At 71.2% G+C, this 20,890-nt stretch carries 21 protein-coding genes; 16 read left to right on the top strand and 5 right to left on the bottom strand.

Going from position 1 to position 20,890, the window contains the following annotated elements; all coding sequences use genetic code 11:
* The first annotated feature begins 60 nt into the window (after positions 1-60).
* The 9 genes from IE262_RS13065 (at position 61) to IE262_RS13025 (ending at position 7,707) form a co-directional block, all read left to right on the top strand.
* Positions 61-675 (top strand): riboflavin synthase, encoded by a 615-nt coding sequence (locus tag IE262_RS13065; RefSeq protein WP_134039024.1) that lies wholly within the window; start codon positions 61-63, stop codon positions 673-675.
* Complete coding sequence (locus tag IE262_RS13060; RefSeq protein WP_134039023.1) at positions 672-1,316, top strand: nicotinamide mononucleotide transporter family protein; 645 nt, start codon at positions 672-674, stop codon at positions 1,314-1,316. The genes IE262_RS13065 and IE262_RS13060 overlap by 4 nt, the downstream gene beginning before the upstream one ends.
* Complete coding sequence (locus tag IE262_RS13055; protein ID WP_189873671.1) at positions 1,313-2,665, top strand: bifunctional 3,4-dihydroxy-2-butanone-4-phosphate synthase/GTP cyclohydrolase II; 1,353 nt, start codon at positions 1,313-1,315, stop codon at positions 2,663-2,665. The genes IE262_RS13060 and IE262_RS13055 overlap by 4 nt, the downstream gene beginning before the upstream one ends.
* 71 nt (positions 2,666-2,736) lie before the next feature.
* Positions 2,737-3,222: a 6,7-dimethyl-8-ribityllumazine synthase gene (ribH, locus tag IE262_RS13050; RefSeq protein ID WP_134039021.1), complete on the top strand. Its 486-nt coding sequence runs from the start codon at positions 2,737-2,739 to the stop codon at positions 3,220-3,222.
* 33 nt (positions 3,223-3,255) lie between these two features.
* Positions 3,256-3,528 (top strand): phosphoribosyl-ATP diphosphatase, encoded by a 273-nt coding sequence (locus IE262_RS13045; protein WP_134039020.1) that lies wholly within the window; start codon positions 3,256-3,258, stop codon positions 3,526-3,528.
* Positions 3,529-3,579: 51 nt separating this feature from the next.
* Entirely contained in the window at positions 3,580-4,428 is an 849-nt protein-coding gene (hisG, locus tag IE262_RS13040; protein WP_134039019.1) for an ATP phosphoribosyltransferase, read from the top strand.
* Between the two features lie 21 nt (positions 4,429-4,449).
* Positions 4,450-4,914: a PH domain-containing protein gene (locus IE262_RS13035; RefSeq protein WP_134039018.1), complete on the top strand. Its 465-nt coding sequence runs from the start codon at positions 4,450-4,452 to the stop codon at positions 4,912-4,914.
* A 250-nt stretch (positions 4,915-5,164) separates the two neighbouring features.
* A complete protein-coding gene (locus tag IE262_RS13030) occupies positions 5,165-6,622 on the top strand; it encodes a hemolysin family protein (protein WP_189873669.1) in 1,458 nt (485 codons plus the stop codon).
* Positions 6,619-7,707: a hemolysin family protein gene (locus IE262_RS13025; protein ID WP_134039017.1), complete on the top strand. Its 1,089-nt coding sequence runs from the start codon at positions 6,619-6,621 to the stop codon at positions 7,705-7,707. The genes IE262_RS13030 and IE262_RS13025 overlap by 4 nt, the downstream gene beginning before the upstream one ends.
* Positions 7,708-8,023: 316 nt before the next feature.
* On the opposite strand, the gene IE262_RS13020 is transcribed toward IE262_RS13025, so the two are convergent.
* Both IE262_RS13020 and IE262_RS13015 read right to left on the bottom strand, forming a co-directional pair.
* The gene (locus IE262_RS13020; RefSeq protein WP_189873667.1) at positions 8,024-9,886 is read right to left on the bottom strand and encodes an AAA family ATPase; all 1,863 of its coding nucleotides are present in this window, start codon (positions 9,884-9,886) and stop codon (positions 8,024-8,026) included.
* A gap of 433 nt (positions 9,887-10,319) precedes the next feature.
* Positions 10,320-10,940, bottom strand: a complete 621-nt coding sequence (locus IE262_RS13015; protein ID WP_189874065.1) for a uridine kinase family protein — start codon at positions 10,938-10,940, stop codon at positions 10,320-10,322.
* A 245-nt stretch (positions 10,941-11,185) separates the two neighbouring features.
* Between IE262_RS13015 and IE262_RS13010 the strand changes: the two genes are divergently transcribed.
* The 3 genes from IE262_RS13010 to IE262_RS13000 all read left to right on the top strand — a co-directional run bounded on the left by IE262_RS13010 (position 11,186) and on the right by IE262_RS13000 (position 14,840).
* On the top strand, positions 11,186-12,580 hold the full coding sequence (locus IE262_RS13010) for a C39 family peptidase (protein ID WP_134039015.1): 1,395 nt from the start codon (positions 11,186-11,188) through the stop codon (positions 12,578-12,580).
* A 167-nt stretch (positions 12,581-12,747) separates the two neighbouring features.
* Complete coding sequence (locus IE262_RS13005; protein ID WP_134039014.1) at positions 12,748-13,407, top strand: TetR/AcrR family transcriptional regulator; 660 nt, start codon at positions 12,748-12,750, stop codon at positions 13,405-13,407.
* Positions 13,408-13,664: 257 nt separating this feature from the next.
* Positions 13,665-14,840, top strand: a complete 1,176-nt coding sequence (locus tag IE262_RS13000) for an acyl-CoA dehydrogenase family protein (RefSeq protein WP_189873665.1) — start codon at positions 13,665-13,667, stop codon at positions 14,838-14,840.
* Here the strand turns inward: IE262_RS13000 and IE262_RS12995 are convergent.
* Both IE262_RS12995 and IE262_RS12990 read right to left on the bottom strand, forming a co-directional pair.
* Positions 14,803-15,114 carry a hypothetical protein gene (locus IE262_RS12995; protein WP_134039013.1) on the bottom strand — a complete coding sequence of 104 codons (312 nt, stop codon included), beginning with the start codon at positions 15,112-15,114 and terminating at the stop codon, positions 14,803-14,805. The genes IE262_RS13000 and IE262_RS12995 overlap by 38 nt on opposite strands.
* Before the next feature lie 258 nt (positions 15,115-15,372).
* The gene (locus IE262_RS12990; RefSeq protein ID WP_134039012.1) at positions 15,373-15,813 is read right to left on the bottom strand and encodes a hypothetical protein; all 441 of its coding nucleotides are present in this window, start codon (positions 15,811-15,813) and stop codon (positions 15,373-15,375) included.
* A gap of 269 nt (positions 15,814-16,082) precedes the next feature.
* Here IE262_RS12990 and IE262_RS12985 point away from each other — a divergent pair, with 269 nt between their 5' ends.
* From IE262_RS12985 to fxsA, 4 genes are all read left to right on the top strand, one after another.
* Entirely contained in the window at positions 16,083-16,523 is a 441-nt protein-coding gene (locus IE262_RS12985; protein WP_134039011.1) for an Lrp/AsnC family transcriptional regulator, read from the top strand.
* A gap of 90 nt (positions 16,524-16,613) precedes the next feature.
* Positions 16,614-18,218 carry an amidohydrolase gene (locus IE262_RS12980; protein ID WP_189873663.1) on the top strand — a complete coding sequence of 535 codons (1,605 nt, stop codon included), beginning with the start codon at positions 16,614-16,616 and terminating at the stop codon, positions 18,216-18,218.
* Between the two features lie 694 nt (positions 18,219-18,912).
* A complete protein-coding gene (locus tag IE262_RS12975) occupies positions 18,913-19,710 on the top strand; it encodes a polyprenol monophosphomannose synthase (protein ID WP_134039243.1) in 798 nt (265 codons plus the stop codon).
* A gap of 68 nt (positions 19,711-19,778) precedes the next feature.
* Complete coding sequence (fxsA, locus tag IE262_RS12970; protein ID WP_134039009.1) at positions 19,779-20,351, top strand: FxsA family membrane protein; 573 nt, start codon at positions 19,779-19,781, stop codon at positions 20,349-20,351.
* A gap of 94 nt (positions 20,352-20,445) precedes the next feature.
* Here fxsA and IE262_RS12965 read toward each other — a convergent pair whose 3' ends face one another.
* Positions 20,446-20,820 (bottom strand): RNA polymerase-binding protein RbpA, encoded by a 375-nt coding sequence (locus IE262_RS12965; protein ID WP_003977404.1) that lies wholly within the window; start codon positions 20,818-20,820, stop codon positions 20,446-20,448.
* Between the last annotated feature and the right edge of the window lie 70 nt (positions 20,821-20,890).

Below are 20,890 nucleotides of genomic sequence, written 5' to 3'. Positions count from 1 at the left end.
CAGTCTGTCGTCTTCGACAGCCCCGGAGTCCGAGCCCCATGAGGCAGGAGGACCCGGGAAGTGTTCACCGGAATCGTCGAAGAGCTGGGTGAGATCACCGCCGTCGAGAACCTCGGCGACTCCTCCCGCTTCCGCCTGCGTGGCCCCGTCGTCACGCAGGGCGCACAGCACGGTGACTCCATCGCCGTCAACGGCGTCTGTCTCACGGTCGTGGAGCACGAGGACGACTGGTTCACCGCCGACGTCATGGCCGAGACCCTCCAGCGCTCCAGCCTCGGCGCCCTGACCGTCGGCTCCCGCGTCAACCTCGAACGCCCCATGGCGGTGGGCGCACGCCTCGGCGGCCACATCGTGCAGGGGCACGTCGACGGCACGGGCACGGTCCTCGAACGCGAGCCGTCCGAGAACTGGGAGATCGTGAAGATCTCGCTCCCCGCCGACCTCTCCCGGTACGTCGTGGAGAAGGGCTCCATCACCGTCGACGGCATCAGCCTCACCGTCGTCGACGCGGGCCCCGACCACTTCACGGTCAGCCTCATCCCGACCACCCTCGCCCTCACCACCCTCGGCCACAAGCAGGCCGGCGACCCGGTCAACCTGGAGGTCGACGTCATCGCCAAGTACGTCGAGCGGCTGCTCGGCGACCGCGGGGCCGGTCAGGGGGCCGACCGGTGAACTGGCTCAACTCCGAGGCGTTCGCCCTGTTCGGCCAGCACATCAAGTGGTCGGACATGATCGGCAACCTGATCGGCCTGATCGCCCTCGCGCTCGGCTGGCGCCGCTCCATCTGGACCTGGCCCGCGCAGTTCCTGTCCGGCGTCATCCTCTTCACGGCCTTCGTCACCGCCCACCTCTCCGGCAGCGCCGGCAAGCAGGTGGTCGTCATGCTCGTCGCGGTCTACGGCTGGTGGCAGTGGAACCGCGGCAGCGGCCGGTCCGACAACGGTGGCGACGGCCACATCGCCGTACGGTTCGCCACCTGGCGCGAGCGCGTTCTCCTCGTCGCCTCGGCCGCGCTCGGCACCGTGGCCGTCGGCGGACTGTTCACCGCCTACCCGACCCTCTCCTGGGACCCCTGGCCGGACGCGTACATCTTCGTCGGCACGATCGTCGCCATGTACGCCCAGGCGCGCGGCATGGTCGAGTTCTGGTTCGCCTGGCTGCTCGTCGACCTCGTCGGTGTACCGCTGAACTTCGCCAACGGCTTCGCCTTCTCCGGTTTCGTCTACGTCGTCTACGGCGCGCTCGTCCTGTGGGGCATGCGCGACTGGTGGCTGCGCTCCCGGCAGCCCGCCCTGGAAGGAGCTCCCGCATGACCACGGCGCCGATCCTCTACAGCACCGACACCATCGAGGACTTCTCCCTCGACCCGGTCGAACAGGCCATCGCCGACATCGCGGCGGGCCGCCCGGTCGTGGTCGTCGACGACGAGAACCGGGAGAACGAGGGCGACCTCGTCATCGCCGCGGAGAAGGTCACCCCCGAGATCATCGCCTTCATGATGAGCGAGTGCCGGGGCATGATCTGCGCACCCATGGAGGGCGACGAGCTCGACCGGCTCGAACTGCCCCAGATGGTGCAGCACAACACCGAGACGATGCGCACCGCCTTCACGGTCACCGTCGACGCCTCACCCGAACACGGCGTCACCACGGGCATCTCCGCCTCCGACCGAGCCACCACGCTCCAGCTGCTGGCGAGCGGCACGGCGCAGCCCGGCGACTTCGTGCGCCCCGGCCACATCTTCCCGCTGCGCGCCCGGCCCGGCGGCGTGCTCGTGCGCAACGGCCACACGGAGGCCGCCGTCGACCTCGCCCGGCTCGCCGGACTGCGCCCCGCGGGCGCCATCGTCGAGATCGCCGGCGAGGACGGCCGCATGCTGCGCCTGCCCGATCTGATCCCGTTCGCGCGCAAGCACGGCCTGTCGATCATCTCCATCGAGGACCTGATCACCTACCGCCGCTCCCTTGAGCCCTCCACCGAGCCCTCCACCGAGCGCGCCACGTTGCCCAAGCAGGTGGCACCCCCCTCCGAGCCCACCGTCCACCGCGAGGCCAGGACGCATCTGCCCACCGCCTTCGGCGAGTTCACGGCACACGGCTACCGCTCCACCGCCGACGGCGTCGAACACGTCGCCCTCGTCCACGGCGACATCGGCGACGGGCAGAACGTCCTCGTCCGGGTTCATTCCGAGTGCCTCACCGGCGACGTCTTCCACTCCCTGCGCTGTGACTGTGGCCCACAGCTGGAGACCTCTCTCCAGCGCGTCGCGGCCGAAGGCCGGGGCGTGGTCGTCTACCTGCGCGGCCACGAGGGCCGTGGCATCGGCCTGCTGTCCAAGCTGCGCGCGTACGAACTCCAGGAGCGCGGCAGCGACACCCTCGACGCCAACCTGGAACTCGGCCTGCCCGCCGATGCCCGGGACTACGGCGCGGGCGCCCGGATCCTGGCGGACCTCGGAGTTCGCAGCGTGCGGCTGATGACCAACAACCCCGAGAAGACAGACGCACTCACCCGCCATGGACTCAAGGTCACCGGCCGCGAGCCGATGCCCGTACAGGCGGGCGAACACAACCTCCGCTACCTGCGCACCAAGCGGGACCGGATGGGGCACGACCTGCCCTGGCTGGACGCGACCACCGTGTCCACCTGCGGCAACCAGTAGGACGAGCACCGCGTAAGACGAGCACTCGGCAAGATGGACAAGTCGAGCGAGCACGAGAACCAAGGAGCAACGTGAGCGGCAAGGGCGCACCCGAACTGAGCGTGAAGGACTGCGGCGACCTGCGCGTCGCGGTCATCGCCGCCCAGTGGCACGAGAAGGTCATGGACGGCCTCGTCGACGGCGCCCTGCGCGCCCTGCGCGAACTCGGCATCGACGAGCCGACCGTCCTGCGCGTCCCCGGCAGCTTCGAGCTCCCGGTCGTCGCCAAGGTCCTCGCGGGCCGCGGCTACGACGCGATCGTCGCCCTCGGCGTAGTCATCCGCGGCGGCACCCCCCACTTCGACTACGTGTGCCAGGGCGTCACCCAGGGCCTCACCCAGGTCTCCGTCGACACCGGCGTCCCCGTCGGCTTCGGCGTACTGACCTGCGACACCGAGGAGCAGGCCCTGGACCGCGCGGGCATCGAGGGCTCCAGCGAGGACAAGGGGCACGAGGCGGTGACAGCAGCTGTGGCGACCGCCGCCACGCTCCGCTCAGTATCCGAACCCTGGCGTTAGGGCCGTCGGCACACGCGTAAAGTGGGCGCCACCATGTCCAAGAAGACGTTCGAGGAGCTCTTCACCGAGCTCCAGCACAAGGCCGCCCACGGCGATCCCGCCACCTCACGCACCGCCGAACTCGTCGGCAAGGGCGTCCACGCCATCGGCAAGAAGGTCGTCGAGGAGGCCGCCGAGGTCTGGATGGCCGCCGAGTACGAGAGCAAGGACGCCGCCGCCGAGGAGATCTCCCAGCTGCTGTACCACGTCCAGGTGATGATGGTCGCGCGCGGGATCTCCCTCGACGACGTCTACGCCCACCTCTGAGCCGCACCCGCACACATTTCCGTATATCTCCACGCGAAGGAAGCCACCCTCATGCTGCGCATCGCCGTCCCCAACAAGGGTTCACTCTCCGGCCCTGCGGCGGAGATGCTGCATGAGGCGGGCTACCAGCAGCGCCGCGAATCCAAGGAACTGCGCATCGTCGACCCGGCGAACGAGGTCGAGTTCTTCTACCTCCGCCCACGCGACATCGCGATCTACGTCTCCTCCGGCCGCCTCGACATCGGCATCACCGGCCGCGACCTGCTCATCGACTCCGGTGCCAACGCCGAGGAGATCCTCCCGCTCGGCTTCGCCCGCTCGACCTTCCGCTACGCCACCAAGCCCGGCACGGCGAACGGCGTGGCGGACCTCAACGGCATGACGGTCGCCACCTCCTACGAGGGCATCGTGGCGGGGCACCTCGCCGATCACGGTATCGACGCCTCCGTGGTCCACCTCGACGGCGCCGTCGAGACCGCCATCGAGCTCGGTGTCGCCGAGGTCATCGCGGACGTCGTCGAGACCGGCACCTCGCTGCGCAACGCGGGCCTGACCGTCATCGGCGAGCCCATCATGAAGTCCGAGGCCATCGTGGTCCGTCGCGTCGGCGCGGACGGCGAGGAGCCCAAGGTGCGGCAGTTCCTGCGCCGCCTCCAGGGCGTCCTCGTGGCCCGGACCTACGTGATGATGGACTACGACTGCCGCGTCGACCAGCTGGAGAAGGCCGTCGCGCTCACCCCCGGCCTGGAGTCGCCGACCGTCTCGCCGCTGCACAACGAGGGCTGGGTCGCCGTCCGCGCGATGGTCCCCGCCAAGGACGCCCAGCGGATCATGGACGACCTGTACGACATCGGCGCGCGGGCCATCCTGACCACGGCCATTCACGCCTGCCGTCTGTGACCTGACGAGGACCTGTCCACGATGCCCGATCTGCCAGACCTTCCCGCTCTGCCCGTCACGTTCCGGCCGGGCCGCACCCGGGCCGTCCTGCTCACCGCGAGCGTGGCGATCTTCGTCGTCATCACGGTGATCGCGATGCTCCTGGAGCAGCTCGGCCCCGGCGAGCGCATGAGCTTCGTCTTCACCGGCGCGCTGCTGTCCTGCGTGCTGCTCCTGCTCTCCCGGCCCAAGGTCGTCGCCGACGAGTCCGGAGTCACCGTGGTCAACATCGTCGGCAAGCGGCGCCTGGAGTGGGCGGAGATCCTCCAGGTGAACCTCCGCCCTGGCGACCCCTGGGTGTTCCTCAACCTCAGCGACGGCTCCAGCCTGCCCGCGCTCGGCATCCAGCCGGGCATCGCCAAGCAGCGCGCGATCGAGGACGCCCGGACGCTGCGGGCCCTCGCGGAGGCCCGCTCGATCGGAGACCCGGAGACGCGTCAGGGGTGATTCATGGCACCCTCAGGGCCGACGCAGGGGGCTCTCCCCTGCCGTACAACCCCATGTCTTGATTAATCTGGTGGCGGAGGCGTGTCCTTTGCGCCACCGCCCCTGTCGCGCCGCCCGGTGCGCGGGGGCTCCTGCTACCCGAGGAGTGACTCCCTCCAGCGATGGACGGATCGTCCTGTAGTACCTGCGCCGCCCCCTCCCGACATAGCACGGACCGAGTCCGTTCCGGCTGTGCGGAGGGCGCGGCATCATGACCATCCCCCTGCTGCTCCTCGGGGCGGCGTTCCTGCTGATTCTCGCCAACGGCTTCTTCGTCGCGGCCGAGTTCGGCCTCGTGACGGTCGAGAGGCCGGACGCGGAGCAGGCCGCCGCCGAGGGCGACCGGCGGGCCCGCAAGGTCGTGGGCGCGCTCAAGGAGCTGTCCTTCCAGCTCTCCGGCACCCAGCTCGGCATCACCATCACCTCGCTCGTCGTCGGCATGCTCGCCGAACCGGCGCTCGCGGAACTGCTGCACGGCCCGTTCACCGCGATCGGCATACCCGAAGGCGCCGTCCCCGGTGTCAGCGTGGTCGTCGGCATGCTGCTGGCCTCGGCCGTGCAGATGGTGATCGGTGAGCTCGTGCCCAAGAACTGGGCGGTGTCGCGGCCGATGCAGGTCGCGCGCTTCGTCGCGGGCCCCCAGCATGTCTTCGCCCGCCTCTTCCGCCCGGTGATCGCAGGCCTGAACGCGGTCGCCAACCGGCTGGTGCGCGCCCTGGGCGTCGAGCCCGCCGAGGAGCTGGCCTCCGCCCGCACCCCGGGCGAGCTCGTCTCCCTGGCCCGGCACTCCGCCCAGGCCGGCACGCTGGAACAGGACACCGCGGACCTCTTCGTACGGACCCTGTCCCTGGCCGGGCTGACCGCGGAGAACGTGATGACGCCGCGCGTGAAGGTGAGCGCGCTCCAGTCGTCCGCCACGGCCGAGGACGTCGTCAACCTCACCCGCGCCACGGGTCTGTCCCGCTTCCCGGTCTACCGGGAACGCATCGACGAGATCGTCGGCATGGTCCACCTCAAGGACGCGCTCGCCGTCCCCGCGCGGGATCGGTTGCGCACCCCGGTCGGGCGCATCGCGCAAGCACCCCTCCTCGTCCCGGAGACGCTGCCCGTGCAGCCGCTCCTGGCCCGGCTGCGCAGCGAACAGCCCATCGCGGTCGTCGTCGACGAGTACGGCGGCACGGCCGGCGTGGTGACCCTGGAGGACATCGTCGAGGAACTGGTCGGCGAGGTGCGCGACGAGCACGACGGTCACGACCTGCCCGAACTCGCCGCGGCCCCGCCCGACGACGGGCGCCCCGCATGGGACGTCGACGGCAGCTGCCGCGTCGATGTGCTCCAGCGCCGCATAGGCCTCGACGTGCCCGAGGGCCCGTACGAGACGGTGGCGGGCCTCGTCGCCGATCTGCTCGGCCGTATCCCGGCCCCCGGAGACAGGGCCGAACTGCCCGGCTGGCGGCTGTCGGTGCGGCAGGTCGGCCACTACCGGGCGGAGCGGGTACGGCTTGTCCGGACGGCGCCGGTCACGGAGGAGGGTTCTGCCGCCGCGGAGGGCGCCCCCGCCAGGGAGAAGGCCACTGCGACGCAGACTGCCTCTCCCACCGACTTCGGGCCTGACACGCATACCGCCCCCGCTCCCGCCCCTGCTCCTGTCGCGGAGGCGGCCCGATGAGCGTGCTTCAGCTTCTCTTCGCCCTGCTGCTCGTGCTCGCCAACGGCTTCTTCGTCGGCGCGGAGTTCGCCCTCGTCTCCGTCCGCCGCAGCCAGATCGAGCCCCTGGGAACCGCGCGGGCGCGACAGGTGCTGTACGGCCTGGAGCGGTTGCCGCAGATGATGGCCGCCGCGCAGTTCGGCATCACCGTGTGCTCGCTGACGCTGGGCGCGGTGGCCGAGCCGACGGTGGCCCAGCTGCTTGAACCGGTGTTCGAGGCGGTGCACCTGCCGAACGGCGTGATCCACCCGCTGGGCTATGTGATCGCGCTCGCCGTGGTCGTCTTCCTGCACCTCGTCATCGGTGAGATGGTGCCGAAGAACCTGGCGATGGCGGCGCCCGAGAAGACGGCGCTGTGGCTGAGCCCGGGACTCGTCGCGTTCGCGCGCCTGTGCAAGCCGGTGACGGCGGCGCTCGGCGCCTGCGCACGGGTCGTCCTGAAGCTCTTCCGGGTCGAACCGAAGGACGAGGTGGAGGCCGTCTTCACCAGCGAGCAGCTCAACCGCCTCGTCGAGGACTCCGGCCAGGCGGGTCTGCTGGACCCCGAGGAGCAGGAGCGCCTGGAGGATGCCCTGGAGCTGGGCTCCCGCCCGGTCACGGACGTCCTGCTGAACCGCGAGACCCTGGTGACGGTACGTCCGTCGGTGACACCCGCCCAGGTCGTGGCGCTGACGGCCCGTACGGGCTACTCGCGCTTTCCGGTGGTGGCGGAGAACGGCGCCTTCATGGGCCGCTATCTGCACGTCAAGGACGTCCTCGACCTGGAGGACTCCGACCGGGCGGTCCCTCAGCAGATGTGGCGCCCCATGACCACACTCGGCTCCGAACTCCCCCTGGACGACGCGCTCTCGGTCATGCGCCGTGCCGCCACCCACCTCGCCCAGGTGGCCGACGCCTCGGGCCGGATCGTGGGCCTGGTCGCCCTGGAGGACGTCCTGGAACTCCTGGTCGGCGAGGTACGCGACCCGGCCCACCGCGAGCCGGTACCGTCCCGGGCGACCGATCCCCGCCCCGGCGGTACGCCGGAGGAGGTCCTGACGGCGTGACGGACGGAGCTTGGCCCCGGGACCCCCCGGGGCCTGCGCCCCGAACCCGTTCGCCAAAGCCCAGCACGTCCCGCGCGCCCTCCAGCACCTCCCGCACCTTCCAGCGCGCCCGCACAATCCAGCCCCTCCGGCGTTTGAGGAGCAGGGGTTCGGGGCCGGCCCCCGAACGGGGTCCGGGGCAGAGCCCGAAGACCGGGGGACCGGGGTCCAGGGGGGCGCAGCCCCGATGGCCGGGGTCGAAGGGGCGGAGTCCCTGGGGAGGGGACGGGTAGGGGCGGCGGGGGCGGAACACGCACTCGCCGCCCGCGCCGGGCACTCACACCCCCGACGGATCCTGCGGCCCCCGCCCCGAGAGAACCTCCCCGTACGCCTGCATCAGGTCCGGCAACCGCAACGTCGACAAGTCGTCCCGCGTCGGGGTGCTCGGATACCCCGACAGACGCAGATCACGGTACGCACAGCTCTTCTCGTAGAGCGTCCGCAGAAAGCGGCCGTTGCCCAGTTCGTCGATCCAGCCCTGCTCCACCACGTGCCCGCTGATGGAACGGAGCTCGTCGAGCGCCTCCTCGTCCCACACGTCACCGTTCTCCGCGGCGAGCACCTCACCGATGGCCGTGAGCTCCGTGGGCCGGTACGACGGGAAGTCGACGCGGGTCGTGAAGCGCGACGACAGCCCTGGGTTGGCGGCGAGCAGACGGTCCATGCCCTCCGGATAGCCCGCGAGGATCACCACGAGGTGGTCGCGGTTGTCCTCCGCACGCTTCAGCAGCACCTGCAACGCCTCGTCCCCGTACGCGTCGCCCTTGCCGTACCCGGAGTTGGACAGCGAGTACGCCTCGTCCAGGAACAGGACGCCGCCGATCGCCGAGTCGATCAACTCGTTGGCCTTCACAGCGGTCTGGCCGAGGTACTCGCCCACCAGATCGGCACGCTGAGCCTCCACCAGGTGGTCGCCGCCGAGCAGACCGAGGGCGTAGAAGACCCGCCCCAGGATGCGGGCGACCGTCGTCTTCCCCGTGCCCGAGGGGCCGGAGAAGACGAAGTGGCGCTTGGGGGGTTGTACGGGTAAGCCCTGCCCCGCCCGCAGCCGTGCCATGTTCAGCTGCGCCGAGAGCGCCTTGACCTGGCGCTTCACCGGCTCCAGGCCCACCATGCGCTCCAGCTCGGCGAGCGCCTGCTCCAGCAGCGCCGGATCGGTCGGCCCGGCCGGCAACTGCCCGGACGCCACGGACTTCTCCCGCACCACCGTGTCGACCGTCTCGGGCGGCAGCCCACCCGGCGGCGGCAGATCCGGCTCCGAGAGCTTCACCTCCCGGCCCTCGGCCCCGAACAGCGGGTCCACCCCGTCCGGCCCGTCCATCACGTCCCCGACCCCGGTCAGCGCCATCGCCGTGAGGTCCGTCGCGTCGTCGTAGCCGTCGCCCTCGGCGATCGCCGCGAGCCGCGCGGAGGTGTCCATGAAGGCGGGGTCCACCCGGTGCACGGCCCGGTACAGGGGGAGCGCGGCGGCCGACCGGCCCGTCCCCTCGTGCGCCCGCGCCAGCCAGTACCGCAGCTCCTTGCGCTGCGGCTGTTCGCTGCGACAGCGCATGAGGGCCGTGGACAGCAGCGGCTCCGCCTGGCCGTACATCTCCAGGCGGACCCGGGCCATGCCGCCGAAGAGGCCCGCCTCGATGCCCAGCATGGCGTCGTTGATCAAGGGATCGGTGTGCCGCACCAGTTGCTCCCAGTCCTTGACCAGATAGGCGCGGCACCCGTGCAGGAAGCGGACCTGGGGGTCGGCGTCCATCGGCGGCAGCCCGGCCAGCGCCCGGTCCAGCTCCGGGACATGGCGGCCGTCCAGCCAGTGCGAGGCGTGGGCCAGCAGCAGATCGCGCGGGCTCTCCAGGACCGGCTGCACCCACCAGCCCAGCCAGTACCAGGAGTTGAGGGTGCGCCGATGGCGGGCGCGCTGCTCCCCGAAGCGCTCCCGGTGCCGGAACATCCTCAGCAGCGCTGTCGTCGTGTCCACCCGCAGCGCGTGCAGCCCGAGCCAGCCGTCGGCCATCCCGGGGTCCATCCGCACCGCTGTGCGGAACTCCTCCTCCGCCTGCGGATAGGCGCCCATCGTGTAGGCGTCCACGCCTCGCAGCCAGGCGAGGTCGGCCGGGGCCTCGGGGCCCCGCGTGCCGAAATCCATCACGTCCCCCACAAACCGTGCCCCCGTCGGTATGCTGCCGAGCTGGTGCCCAGGGCAGCCTTCGTTGAACCGTCGTGCCGCGGACGGGAGTTGCATCGGTGCGTTTCCGCAGCCGTCCGAAGGTCGCACCGAGGGCATCGTACCCGTGGGTCGGTCGCCCACCGAAGGGTGCCGCACGGCCCGTCTGACGAGGTGGGAGCAGAGGGCGCACACTCCGCTCGGTGACCGACGGTGAACGACTTGTGTCCCCGAGCGTCCCCCGGGAGAAGGGTGCGGGCAGAACGAAGCCCCCGATCACGGGGGAACAACCGGGGGCTTCGCGTCTGAGGCGGTCGTCGACGACCGCACATTGAGAACGTAAGTCCTGTACGGCCCCCGGGTCAAGCGGAGTTGAAGCACTCAGGGAAGTTCCTCCGCAAGAGGCTTCACAAGTTCAGCACACCGCGGATGGTCCGTTACCGTGCGTGAGGAACAGGGTCGATTGCGCAGTCCCCGCAGGTCCCGGCAGCACCTCATACCCCTCTGGCCTCTGCCGGACCAGAAGATCGGCATAGGGGCGAGAAGGGTCCTCGGCGAAGTGCCGGCGCTCCGCTGCGACCCACCCCGCCCAGAACTCCTGCTGCTCTTCACCGTCCCGCGAGCGTCCTCGCGTCCATGCCTCCTCGTTCGGCACCTCCAGCCACAGCAGCCGTGCCAGATACGGGCGGAGCGCGCGGCGGCCCGCGCCGACCCCCTCGACCAGGACGACCGGTGCGGGGGGCAGTGGGCGGGAAGCGCCGAAGCGTCGCGTGCGCCAGTCGTAGGGGAGGTAGCGCGCCGTCTCGCCGCGGCCGAACGGTTCGATCACCTGGGCCATGAGCCGTCCGGTCCAGCCGAACAGTTCCTCGTGCGTGGCGATGTCGTCCAGGTGCAGCACGGGCGCGTCGTCGAGCGCGGCGGCCAACCGTCCCGCGAAGGTCGTCTTTCCTGAGCCGGCGTGTCCGTCGATCCCGATCAGGCGGACCGGTCCGCAGGACGGGGGCAGTCGGCGCAGGCGGGTGGCGAGGGCGTGAATGGCGGTTCCCTGGTGTGGTGCGAGGCGGCGCGACGCCGGCGCGCCGCGGTCGCCGACTCTACTGCGGACGGGCGGCGGCACTCCTTGGTGACGCTCACCGCCGCTCGGGTGACGTCAGTGGTCCTGACCAATGGTGCAGGGTTCTGCGGGGCGCGTGGTGCTGGCAGAAGTCGGCTTCCGGCGTCCATAGTTGGCCCACAGTCGTCGTCTCAACCGTGCTACGGACCACTGGGGGTCACCCGCTCATGACCAGCGCTTCACAGCCGTCCCGCAGAACCGTCCTTGCCGCCGCGGTCGCCGCGGCCGCGGTGGGTGCCGCCGGCCCGGCCGCGGCCGCCACGGCGCACCGCCCCGAGCAGAGTGGTGCCCTTCCCGCGAAGGCATCCGACCTCCCCGCGAAAGCACCGGCATCCGTCGTGGACAACCGCGCGTGGACCTCGTACACCGACTGGCGCGGCGGGAGCTCGAAGGGGACACGTGCCGTGGCCGGGAAGCGGCCCGGCCTGGTGATCGCCACGCCGGCCGGCACCACCGACTACGCCGATCCGCACACCGGCAGGACGTCCAGCTGGGAGTACGCGACGTGGACGTCTCCCGTCCACAGGCTGGCCGTCCCGTCGACCGAGGCCATCGTCTCCTGGAACGCCCGCACGCCGGCCGGCACCTGGCTCCAGGTCGAGCTGCGGGGCACGTACTCCGACGGCACGGACACGCCCTGGTACGTGATGGGACGGTGGGCGGCCGGCGACCAGGACATCAGGCGTACCTCCGTCGACGGCCAGAGCGACGGCAAGAGCAGCGTCTGGACGGACACCTTCGCCGTGGACACCCCGGCGTCCGGCCTGCGGCTGGTCTCGTACCGTCTGCGGCTCACTCTCCACCGCAAGCCCGGCACCGGGCTCACCCCCACCGTCTGGCGGCTCGGCGCGATGGGCTCCGACGTCCCCGACCGCTTCACCGTCGCGGAGTCCACCCCGGGGCTCGCGAAGGAACTGGTCGTCCCGCGCTACTCGCAGGAGATCCACAAGGGGCAGTACCCCGAGTACGACAACGGCGGCGAGGCCTGGTGCAGCCCCACCTCCTCGCAGATGATCATCGAGTACTGGGGACGCAAGCCCACCGCCGAGGACCTCGCCTGGGTCAACCCCGACTACGCCGACCCACAGGTGTGCCATGCGGCCCGGTTCACATACGACTACCAGTACGAGGGCTGCGGCAACTGGCCCTTCAACGCGGCGTACGCGGCCACGTACAAGGACTTCCAGGGCGTGGTGACCCGGCTCGGTTCACTCACGGACCTGGAGACGCTGATCGCGGCGGGCATCCCGGTCATCACGTCGCAGTCGTTCCTCGCCACCGAGCTGACCGGTGCGGGCTACGGCACGGCCGGCCACCTGATGACCGTGATCGGCTTCACCGCCGGCGGTGACGTGATCGCCAACGACCCCAACTCCCCGACCAACGAGGCGGTGCGGCGGGTCTACAAGCGGCGTGAGTGGGAGAACATCTGGCTCAGGACCAAGCGCTACAACGCTTCCGGCAAGGTCGTCTCCGGCACCGGCGGCGTCTGCTACCTGTACTTCCCGGCCCATCCGACCGCCCGGCAGCGCCAGGCGCTGGCCGCGGTGGGGGTGCGCTGAGCTGGGGTGCCATACCGCTGTGCCACGGCCCCCGGTCCGCCGGGGGCCGTGGTGTCACGGGCGGCATCCTCATCGCGGTTCCGGCGAGGATCGGAGTCGAACAGGCGGGTGGCAGCGGTCTGCCATACTGCGCATGTCCCCCTCGCCGTTGGAGACTTGGGCCGAAATTGAAGAGCAGCCAGCCAGGCGCGATCGGGGGCCCGCGGACCCGCGGTACCGACCGCTCTGTCACCCGCCGCGCCGAACTCATCGCCATCGGGCGGAAGTTGTTCGCCGACACCTCCTACGACGCGCTGTCGATGGACGACATAGCGCGTCAGGCACATGTCGCCAAAGGGCTGATCTACTACTACTTCAAGTCCAAGCGCGGCTACTACCTCGCCATCGTCGAGGACTCCGTGACCGACCTGGTCGCCTTCGCCGCGAGCGGTCTGGAACTCCCTCCGCAGGAGCGGGTGCACCGCACCCTCGACGGCTACCTCCGGTACGCCGAGAACAACCAGGCCGCGTACCGCACCATCGTCAGCGGCGGCGTCGGCTTCGACGCCCAGGTGCACGCCATCCGTGACGGCGTCCGCGAGGCGATCGTCGCGACCATCGCCGAGGGGGCGTACGGCCGCCCTGACATCGCCGCGCTGCCCCGCATGGGCCTCCTCGGCTGGGTGTGCAGTGTCGAGGGCGCCACCCTGGACTGGATCACCAGCCCCGTCCTGTCCCGGGACACCATGCGCGAGCTGCTGGTCAAGACGCTGGGCGGCACGCTGCGCGCCATCGAGGAACTCGACCCCGCGTACCGGGCCCCGGAGCCCGCCCGCCGCGGTCCCTGACGCCGGCGGGTTCCCCTGGCCGGGGTGGGCGGACACCGTCCGGGATGCGGAGCGCCGATCGTTCGATGTGTTGTAATGAACGACCGTTAACTGGTGACTCGCTGGTCCGGATCGGGCATACTCCAAGCGCCACAGCCGCTGGTCAGCGGCTTCCGCGACCCGGGAGGCGACCGTCGGCCGTGGCCAGTGAGACCCGGTGGCGCCACCCCATCCCCGGTGCGTCCGCCGCAGTGCCCGACAGGGAGGAGAGCGTCGCCATGCCCGACCGCGCCCCGCAGCCGGTGGACCGTCAACTGCCCACGGACGAGGCCCGGGATCTGATCTCCCTCGTCCGTGAGATCGCCCAGCGGGAGATCGCCCCGCACGCGGCCGAGGAGGAGGACGCCGGCCACTTCCCCCGCGAACTCTTCACGCTGCTCTCGGAGTCGGGACTGCTCGGCCTGCCGTACGACTCCGAGTACTGCGGCGGCGACCAGCCCTACGAGGTCTACCTCCAGGTCCTCGAAGAGCTCGCCGCCGCCCGGCTCACGGTCGGCCTCGGCGTCAGCGTCCACTCCCTGTCCTGTCATGCGCTCGCTCAGTACGGCACCAAGGAACAGCAGGCCGAGTACCTGCCCGCGATGCTCGGCGGCGGCCTGCTCGGCGCATACGGTCTCTCCGAGCCGTCCTCGGGCTCGGACGCGGCGTCCCTGCGCACGAAGGCCGTACGGGAGAGTGGGGGAGACTGGGTGCTCCACGGCACCAAGGCGTGGATCACGCACGGCGGCATCGCCGACTTCTACACGGTCATGGCGCGCAGCGGCGGCGAGGGCGCCCGGGGCATCACGGCCTTCCTGGTCCCCGGTGACGCCGAGGGGCTGAGCGCCGCCGCGCCCGAGAAGAAGATGGGGATGAAGGGCTCGCCCACCGCGCAGATCCACCTCGACGGGGTGCGGATCTCCGACGCCCGGCGGATCGGCGACGAGGGCCAGGGCTTCGCCATCGCCCTGTCCGCGCTCGACTCCGGGCGGCTCGGGATCGCGGCCTGCGCGATCGGTCTGGCCCAGGCAGCGCTCGACGAGGCCGTCGCGTACGCCACCGGGCGGCAGCAGTTCGGACGACCGGTCGCGGACTTCCAGGGGCTGCGCTTCATGCTCGCGGACATGGCGACGCAGATCGAGGCCGGCCGCGCGCTCTACCTCGCGGCGGCCCGGCTGCGCGACGCCGGCCGGCCTTTTTCCCGGCAGGCGGCCATGGCGAAACTGCACTGCACCGACACCGCGATGAAGGTCACCACGGACGCCGTACAGATCCTCGGCGGGTACGGCTACACGGCGGACTTCCCGGTCGAGCGGTACATGCGTGAGGCCAAGGTGCTCCAGATCGTCGAGGGCACCAATCAGATCCAGCGGATGGTCATCGCCCGTCACCTCGCGGGTCCCGAGTCGCGCTGAGCGGATCACGGGTCGCGCCGAACGGCGGGCCCGCGACGAAGGGGTCCCCGAGCCTGGTGAACTGGCCGGGGCCGCTCGGGGGCGCGGCCAGCCGGATCCACTCCGGGTCGCGGCGCCCCGGCAGTGTGCGGCCCCGGTCCGCCCAGATCCGCATCAGGGCGCTGTAGATGGGCGGGTCCTGCGGGAGCGCGGACCGACGGGAGACCGAGGCTCCCGGGGGCGGCGGGACGGGGAGGTGACGGTGACGCCCGGTCGTGGACGAGGTGGGGGTCATACCGGGGCAACGCGGCTGCGGGCGGGCCGGTCACCGCTCCCGGGAATCGGGTGTGTGTCCACGGTGGCCTCGTACGGGGGTACACGGCGACGGGGTCCAGGACCGTTCCCGCTGTCCCGAACGACTGGCGCGCCGGTAGGCGGTACGCCCGACTCACTGGCCACACACTGGTCCTGCACCACGGCGGTCCGCGGTCCATGATGCAGGGCAGTTACGGGGAAGAAGCGGGCTGAACAGCCCTCTCGGCGACCCGCCGGGTCAGGCGGCCTGGCGGTGGTCGACCTGGCGTCGAACGGCCGGCACGCGCATCGGGCGCGATCCCGGGCCGCCGACGTGCGAGAACGGCTGCGTCCGCCAGTCGAGCCCCTGAGGGAGCGTCAGCAGAAGGGCGGTGTCCTGCTCCTGGAGTTCCTCGGACTCGTCGGCGGACCGGGCCTCGGCCGCCGCCCGGCCCGTACCGGCGCAGACCGTGAGCCCGAACGGGTTCCACGGCGAGGCGCACAGCGCGTGCTCCGGCAGGACCTCCTCGTCCGCGAGGAGCGCGATGGGCTGCGCACAGTCCGGGCAGATCACCCGGTACATCTCCAGGGTGTCGTAGGCGTCGAACTCGTCGTCGGTTTCGACGCCCTCCGGCTCGGGCTCGACGACCGGCTGCTGGCGCTTGGGCGCGGTACGACCAAGGCGCTTGAGATTCTGCATGGGTTACTCCCCCTCGGGCTGGGCCGTGAAGGCACTGCGGCCTCGACCACAGCAAGCACTTCCCGTCCCGTCTCGGCGGTAATCACGAAGACATCACGAAGCCTGCTCGGGTGCTGTGGCGTTCGTCACATGCCAATCGCAGGTGCCCCATGCCCGGGGGCCCCTCACCCGCACGGCTCACGGAGCGCTCTCAGCCACATCACGAACCGGGTATGACCTGCGCCGCTCAGGTGTCCGAGGAGATCAACCGCCCTGTAGGTTCTTGCGCCATGGAGGAGCTGGATCGACAGATCGTGCAGCTGCTCGTCGAGGACGGGCGGATGAGCTACACCGACCTGGGCAAGGCCACGGGCCTGTCCACGTCTGCCGTGCACCAGCGGGTGCGCCGGCTTGAGCAGCGTGGCGTCATCCGCGGGTACAGGGCGGTCGTCGACCCGGAGGCCGTCGGGCTGCCCATGACCGCGTTCATCTCGGTGAAACCGTTCGACCCCAGCGCCCCCGACGACATCGCCGAACGCCTCGCCGGTGTCCCGGAGATCGAGGCGTGCCACAGCGTCGCGGGCGACGAGAACTACATCCTCAAGGTCCGCGTGGCCACCCCGCACGAGCTGGAGGAACTGCTGGCGCGGCTGCGGACGCTGGCAGGGGTGTCGACGCGTACGACCGTGGTGCTGTCGACGCCGTACGAGGCCCGGCCCCCGCGTATCTGAGGAGCGCGTGCAGCGGCGTCCCTGAGGGCGTGTGCGGCGCTCGGGCGCCCCGTGCACCGGGTGGTGAACCCCAGGCGCGAGACTGTTCCCATGAGTGAGAGCACCGCCTCGTCGGACACCGTGCTGTTGCGCGGTGGAGAAGTCCACAGCCCCGCCGACCCGTTCGCCACCGCGATGGTCGTGGAACGCGGGCAGATCGCCTGGGTCGGCTCCGAAGGGGCGGCCGACGCCTTCGTGGAGGGCGTCGACGAGGTGATCGACCTCGACGGCGCACTGGTCACCCCGGCGTTCACCGATGCGCACGTCCACACCACGTCCACCGGTCTCGCGCTGACCGGGCTCGACCTGTCCGACGCGCCCTCACGCGAGGCGGCCCTCGCCCTCGTACGTGAGTTCGCGGCCGCCCGCCCGGACGACCGCGTACTCCTCGGCCACGGCTGGGACGCGTCCCGCTGGCCCGGCGGCAGGCCTCCGACGCGCGCCGAACTCGACGAGGCGACCGATGGGCGCCCGCTGTACCTCTCGCGGATCGACGTGCACTCGGCGGTCGTGACGACGGCACTGCTCGATCTGGTTCCCGGGGGCACCGGCTTCGCCGACGGCCCGCTCACCCGCGACGCCCACCACTCCGTGCGCGCCACCGCGCTGGGCGCCGTCGCTCCCGCCCAGCGCACCGAGGCCCAGCGCGCGGCACTCGCCCACGCCGCCTCGCTCGGCATCGGCTCCGTCCATGAGTGCGCGGGCCCGGACATCTCCTCCGAGGACGACTTCACCGGGCTGCTGCGGTTGGCCGCCGAGGAGCCGGGCCCGCGGGTCGTGGGTTACTGGGCGGAACGGAATGTCGAGAAGGCGCGTGCCCTGGGCGCGGTCGGCGCCGCGGGCGACCTCTTCGTCGACGGCGCGCTCGGCTCGCACACGGCGTGTCTGCACGAGCCGTACGCCGACGCCGACCACACCGGCACCGCGTATCTGGACGCCGATGCTGTGGCCGCCCACGTCGTCGCGTGCACCGAGGCCGGTCTCCAGGCGGGCTTCCACGCCATCGGGGACGCCGCGATGACCGCCGTCGTCGAGGGCGTGCGCGCCGCCGCCGAGAAGACCGGCCTCGCCCGGGTCCGCGCCGCCCGGCACCGCGTAGAGCACGCCGAGATGCTCACCCCCGACACCATCGCGGCCCTCGCCGAACTCGGCCTCACCGCCTCCGTGCAGCCCGCCTTCGACGCGCTGTGGGGCGGGGAGGACGGCATGTACGCGCAGCGCCTGGGCGAGCGGCGCGCCCGTACGCTCAACCCGTTCGCGGCCCTGCTTCGCGCCGGTGTCCCTCTCGCCTTCGGCTCGGACAGCCCGGTCACGCCGCTCGACCCGTGGGGCACGATCCGCGCGGCGGCCTTCCACCGGACGCCGGAGCACCGGGTGTCCGTACGCGCCGCGTTCACGGCGCACACGCGAGGCGGCTGGCGGGCGGTCGGACGGGACGACGCGGGCGTCCTGGTCCCGGGCGCGCCCGCCGACTACGCCGTGTGGCGCACCGACGAACTCGTCGTCCAGGCCCCCGACGACCGGGTCGCCCGCTGGTCCACCGACCCCCGCTCCGGCACTCCCGGACTGCCCGATCTGAGCCCCGGCACGGACCTGCCCGTCTGTCTGCGCACCGTCGTGGGCGGGCGGACCGTGTTCGTACGGCCGGGCGAGTGATCTCCCGGGGTGGCGCGGCCCGATCGGGGGCCCGCCGCCCCGCCGCGCCACCTGGGCATCCGCCGCGCTGACCAGGGGCTTCGGTGAAACATCGCAGGTCGAACGGCTGTTGACAGCCGATGGCGGAGGGCGGGTAGGTTCGGCCGGGTCCACCACCGGACGTCCGACCGGGGACCTTCCGCGCGGTCGTCGGAGCGCCGCTGGGTCAGGGGCGGTGTGCTGCACCGGCGCACCGTCACTGGGAGCCAGGCCCAGCGTGGCCGCCCCGGCGAGGGAATGTTCAGTGAGAGGGAAGTCCCTCCCTGCTCAGGGGAATCCGACCCGCTCAACCGAAGTCGAGAGCGGGGGAGGAGCCGAGAGCCTGGGGGATTGGTGTGACCCGGGTGGGGCCCGGACGCTCAGTAGACAACGGCTTTCGGTCGATCCGCAGCCAGCGGGTCCCAGGTCGGCCCGAAGGGCGCCGGGCCCCGATCCGCAACGCATTCACCCGACCTGCCTCCGGGGCGCGCGTGCCGCGGTGCGATGGCGCATTCTGGACAGCACACAGGACCTTCCGGGAACACATCGGGGGGCTCGGGGATCGCTCGCACCCGGCTCTTGCCGAATCGACACCCGCCTGCGCACGTGCCGACACGTCGGTGCAGGCCGGGGACACTATGGTGGTCCCCTGCGTACGGACATGAAGGGGCAGGCAGTGAACGACGGCGACGGGACCCTCGCGGCAGGAGCCCAGAAGAGGCAGTTCGGTCCGCTCGGCACGGCCTTGGTGATCATCCCGACCTACAACGAGGCGGAGAACATCAAGGCGATCGTCGGCCGGGTGCGGAAGGCCGTCCCCGAGGCGCACGTTCTCGTGGCCGACGACAACAGCCCCGACGGCACCGGCAAGCTCGCGGACGAGCTGGCCGCCGTGGACGACCACGTCCAGGTGCTGCACCGCAAGGGCAAGGAAGGGCTCGGCGCCGCCTATCTCGCGGGGTTCCGCTGGGGCATCGAGCACGGCTACGGCGTGCTGATCGAGATGGACGCCGACGGCTCCCACCAGCCCGAGGAGCTTCCTCGTCTGCTCACCGCCCTCAAGGGTGCCGACCTGGTTCTCGGCTCCCGCTGGGTGCCGGGCGGGCGTGTGGTGAACTGGCCCAAGTCCCGCGAGTACATCTCCCGCGGCGGCAGCCTCTACTCGCGGCTCGCTCTCGATCTGCCGCTGCGCGACATCACCGGCGGCTATCGCGCCTTCCGGCGTGAGACCCTCGAAGGCCTCGGCCTCGACGAGGTCGCCTCCCAGGGCTACTGCTTCCAGGTCGACCTCGCCCGCCGGGCGATCAAGGCGGGGTACCACGTCGTCGAGGTGCCCATCACCTTCGTCGAGCGGGAGCTCGGTGACTCCAAGATGAGCCGCGACATCCTGGTGGAGGCGCTGTGGCGGGTCACGGCGTGGGGTGTGGGGGAGCGGGTGGGCAAGGTGCTGGGGCGCGGGGGCAAGTCGTCGTAGGCCCGGGGCTCCACGGTCCGGTCGGCCCCCTTATCCCGCATTGAGCCAGGTCCAGGCACACTGGGAGCATGACGAGTGGCGCTCCGACTTCCCCGTATCCCGCCCGGCCGCGGCGGTCCCGGTCGCGTACGTTCCTGCCGCTGGGCATCGCCGCGTGGCTGGTGCTGGAGATCTGGCTGCTGACGGTGGTCGCGGAGGCGGCCGGCGGTTTCACGGTCTTCCTGTTGCTGGTCGCCGGTTTCGCCCTGGGCTCGGTGGTGGTCAAGCGGGCCGGGCGGCGGGCGTTCCGCAAGCTGGCCGAGGCGGTGCAACAGCAGCAGCGTGGTGAGGCTCCCGCCGCGGGCGGCGGCAGCGAGGGCAACGGCTTCCTGATGCTGGGTGGGCTGTTGCTGATGCTGCCCGGCCTTGTCTCCGACGCCGTGGGTCTGCTGCTGCTGATCCCGCCGCTCCAGAAGGCCCTGGGGCGGTATACGGAGCGGACCTTCGCACGCAAGATCCGCGAAGCCGACGCCGGGAGCCTCGGTAACGCCTTCCAGCAAGCCCGTATCCACCGGCCGGACGGGAAGGTGGTTCAGGGTGAGGTGATCAGGGACGACGCCGGTGCCGCCCCGCAGGAGCCGCGGCCGCCGCTGAACCGCTGAGCCGCACATGACGAAGACCGCGAGGCCCCGTACGGCATGTACGGTGCCCGCGGTCTTCGGCTGCGCTGTGTATGCCGCCCAACCCCCGGAGGGACTACGCGGACTTGCGGCTGTCCCGCGGATGTACCGCGATATTCATCGCACCGGAGCGGAGAACGGCCAAGCGTTCCTCAAGGACCTCTTCGAGTTCCTCACGCGTACGCCGCTCCATCAGCATGTCCCAGTGTGTACGCGCGGGCTTGGCCTTCTTTTCCTCAGGGCCGTCGCCGTCCACCAGGAGTGCCTGGGCACCGCATACCTTGCACTCCCACTCCGGCGGGATCTCCGCCTCGACCGAGAAGGGCATCTCGAATCGGTGCCCCTTCTCGCATGCGTACTCCACGGCCTGGCGCGGGGCCAGGTCGATGCCGCGGTCCGTCTCGTAGCTGGTCACCACGAGGCGCGTGCCGCGAAGAGCTCGCTCACTCATGAATCGTGCCTCCCGGGCTTGTCGCCCACAGGACAGGTGTCGCTGTCGTCGTCATCCGGTCAACGTCCGG

Origin of the sequence: Streptomyces bluensis (assembly GCF_014650715.1) — a bacterium.
Classification (GTDB): domain Bacteria; phylum Actinomycetota; class Actinomycetes; order Streptomycetales; family Streptomycetaceae; genus Streptomyces; species Streptomyces bluensis.
Note: the sequence above shows the minus strand (reverse complement) of the source record. Positions and strands in the feature narration are given on the sequence as shown.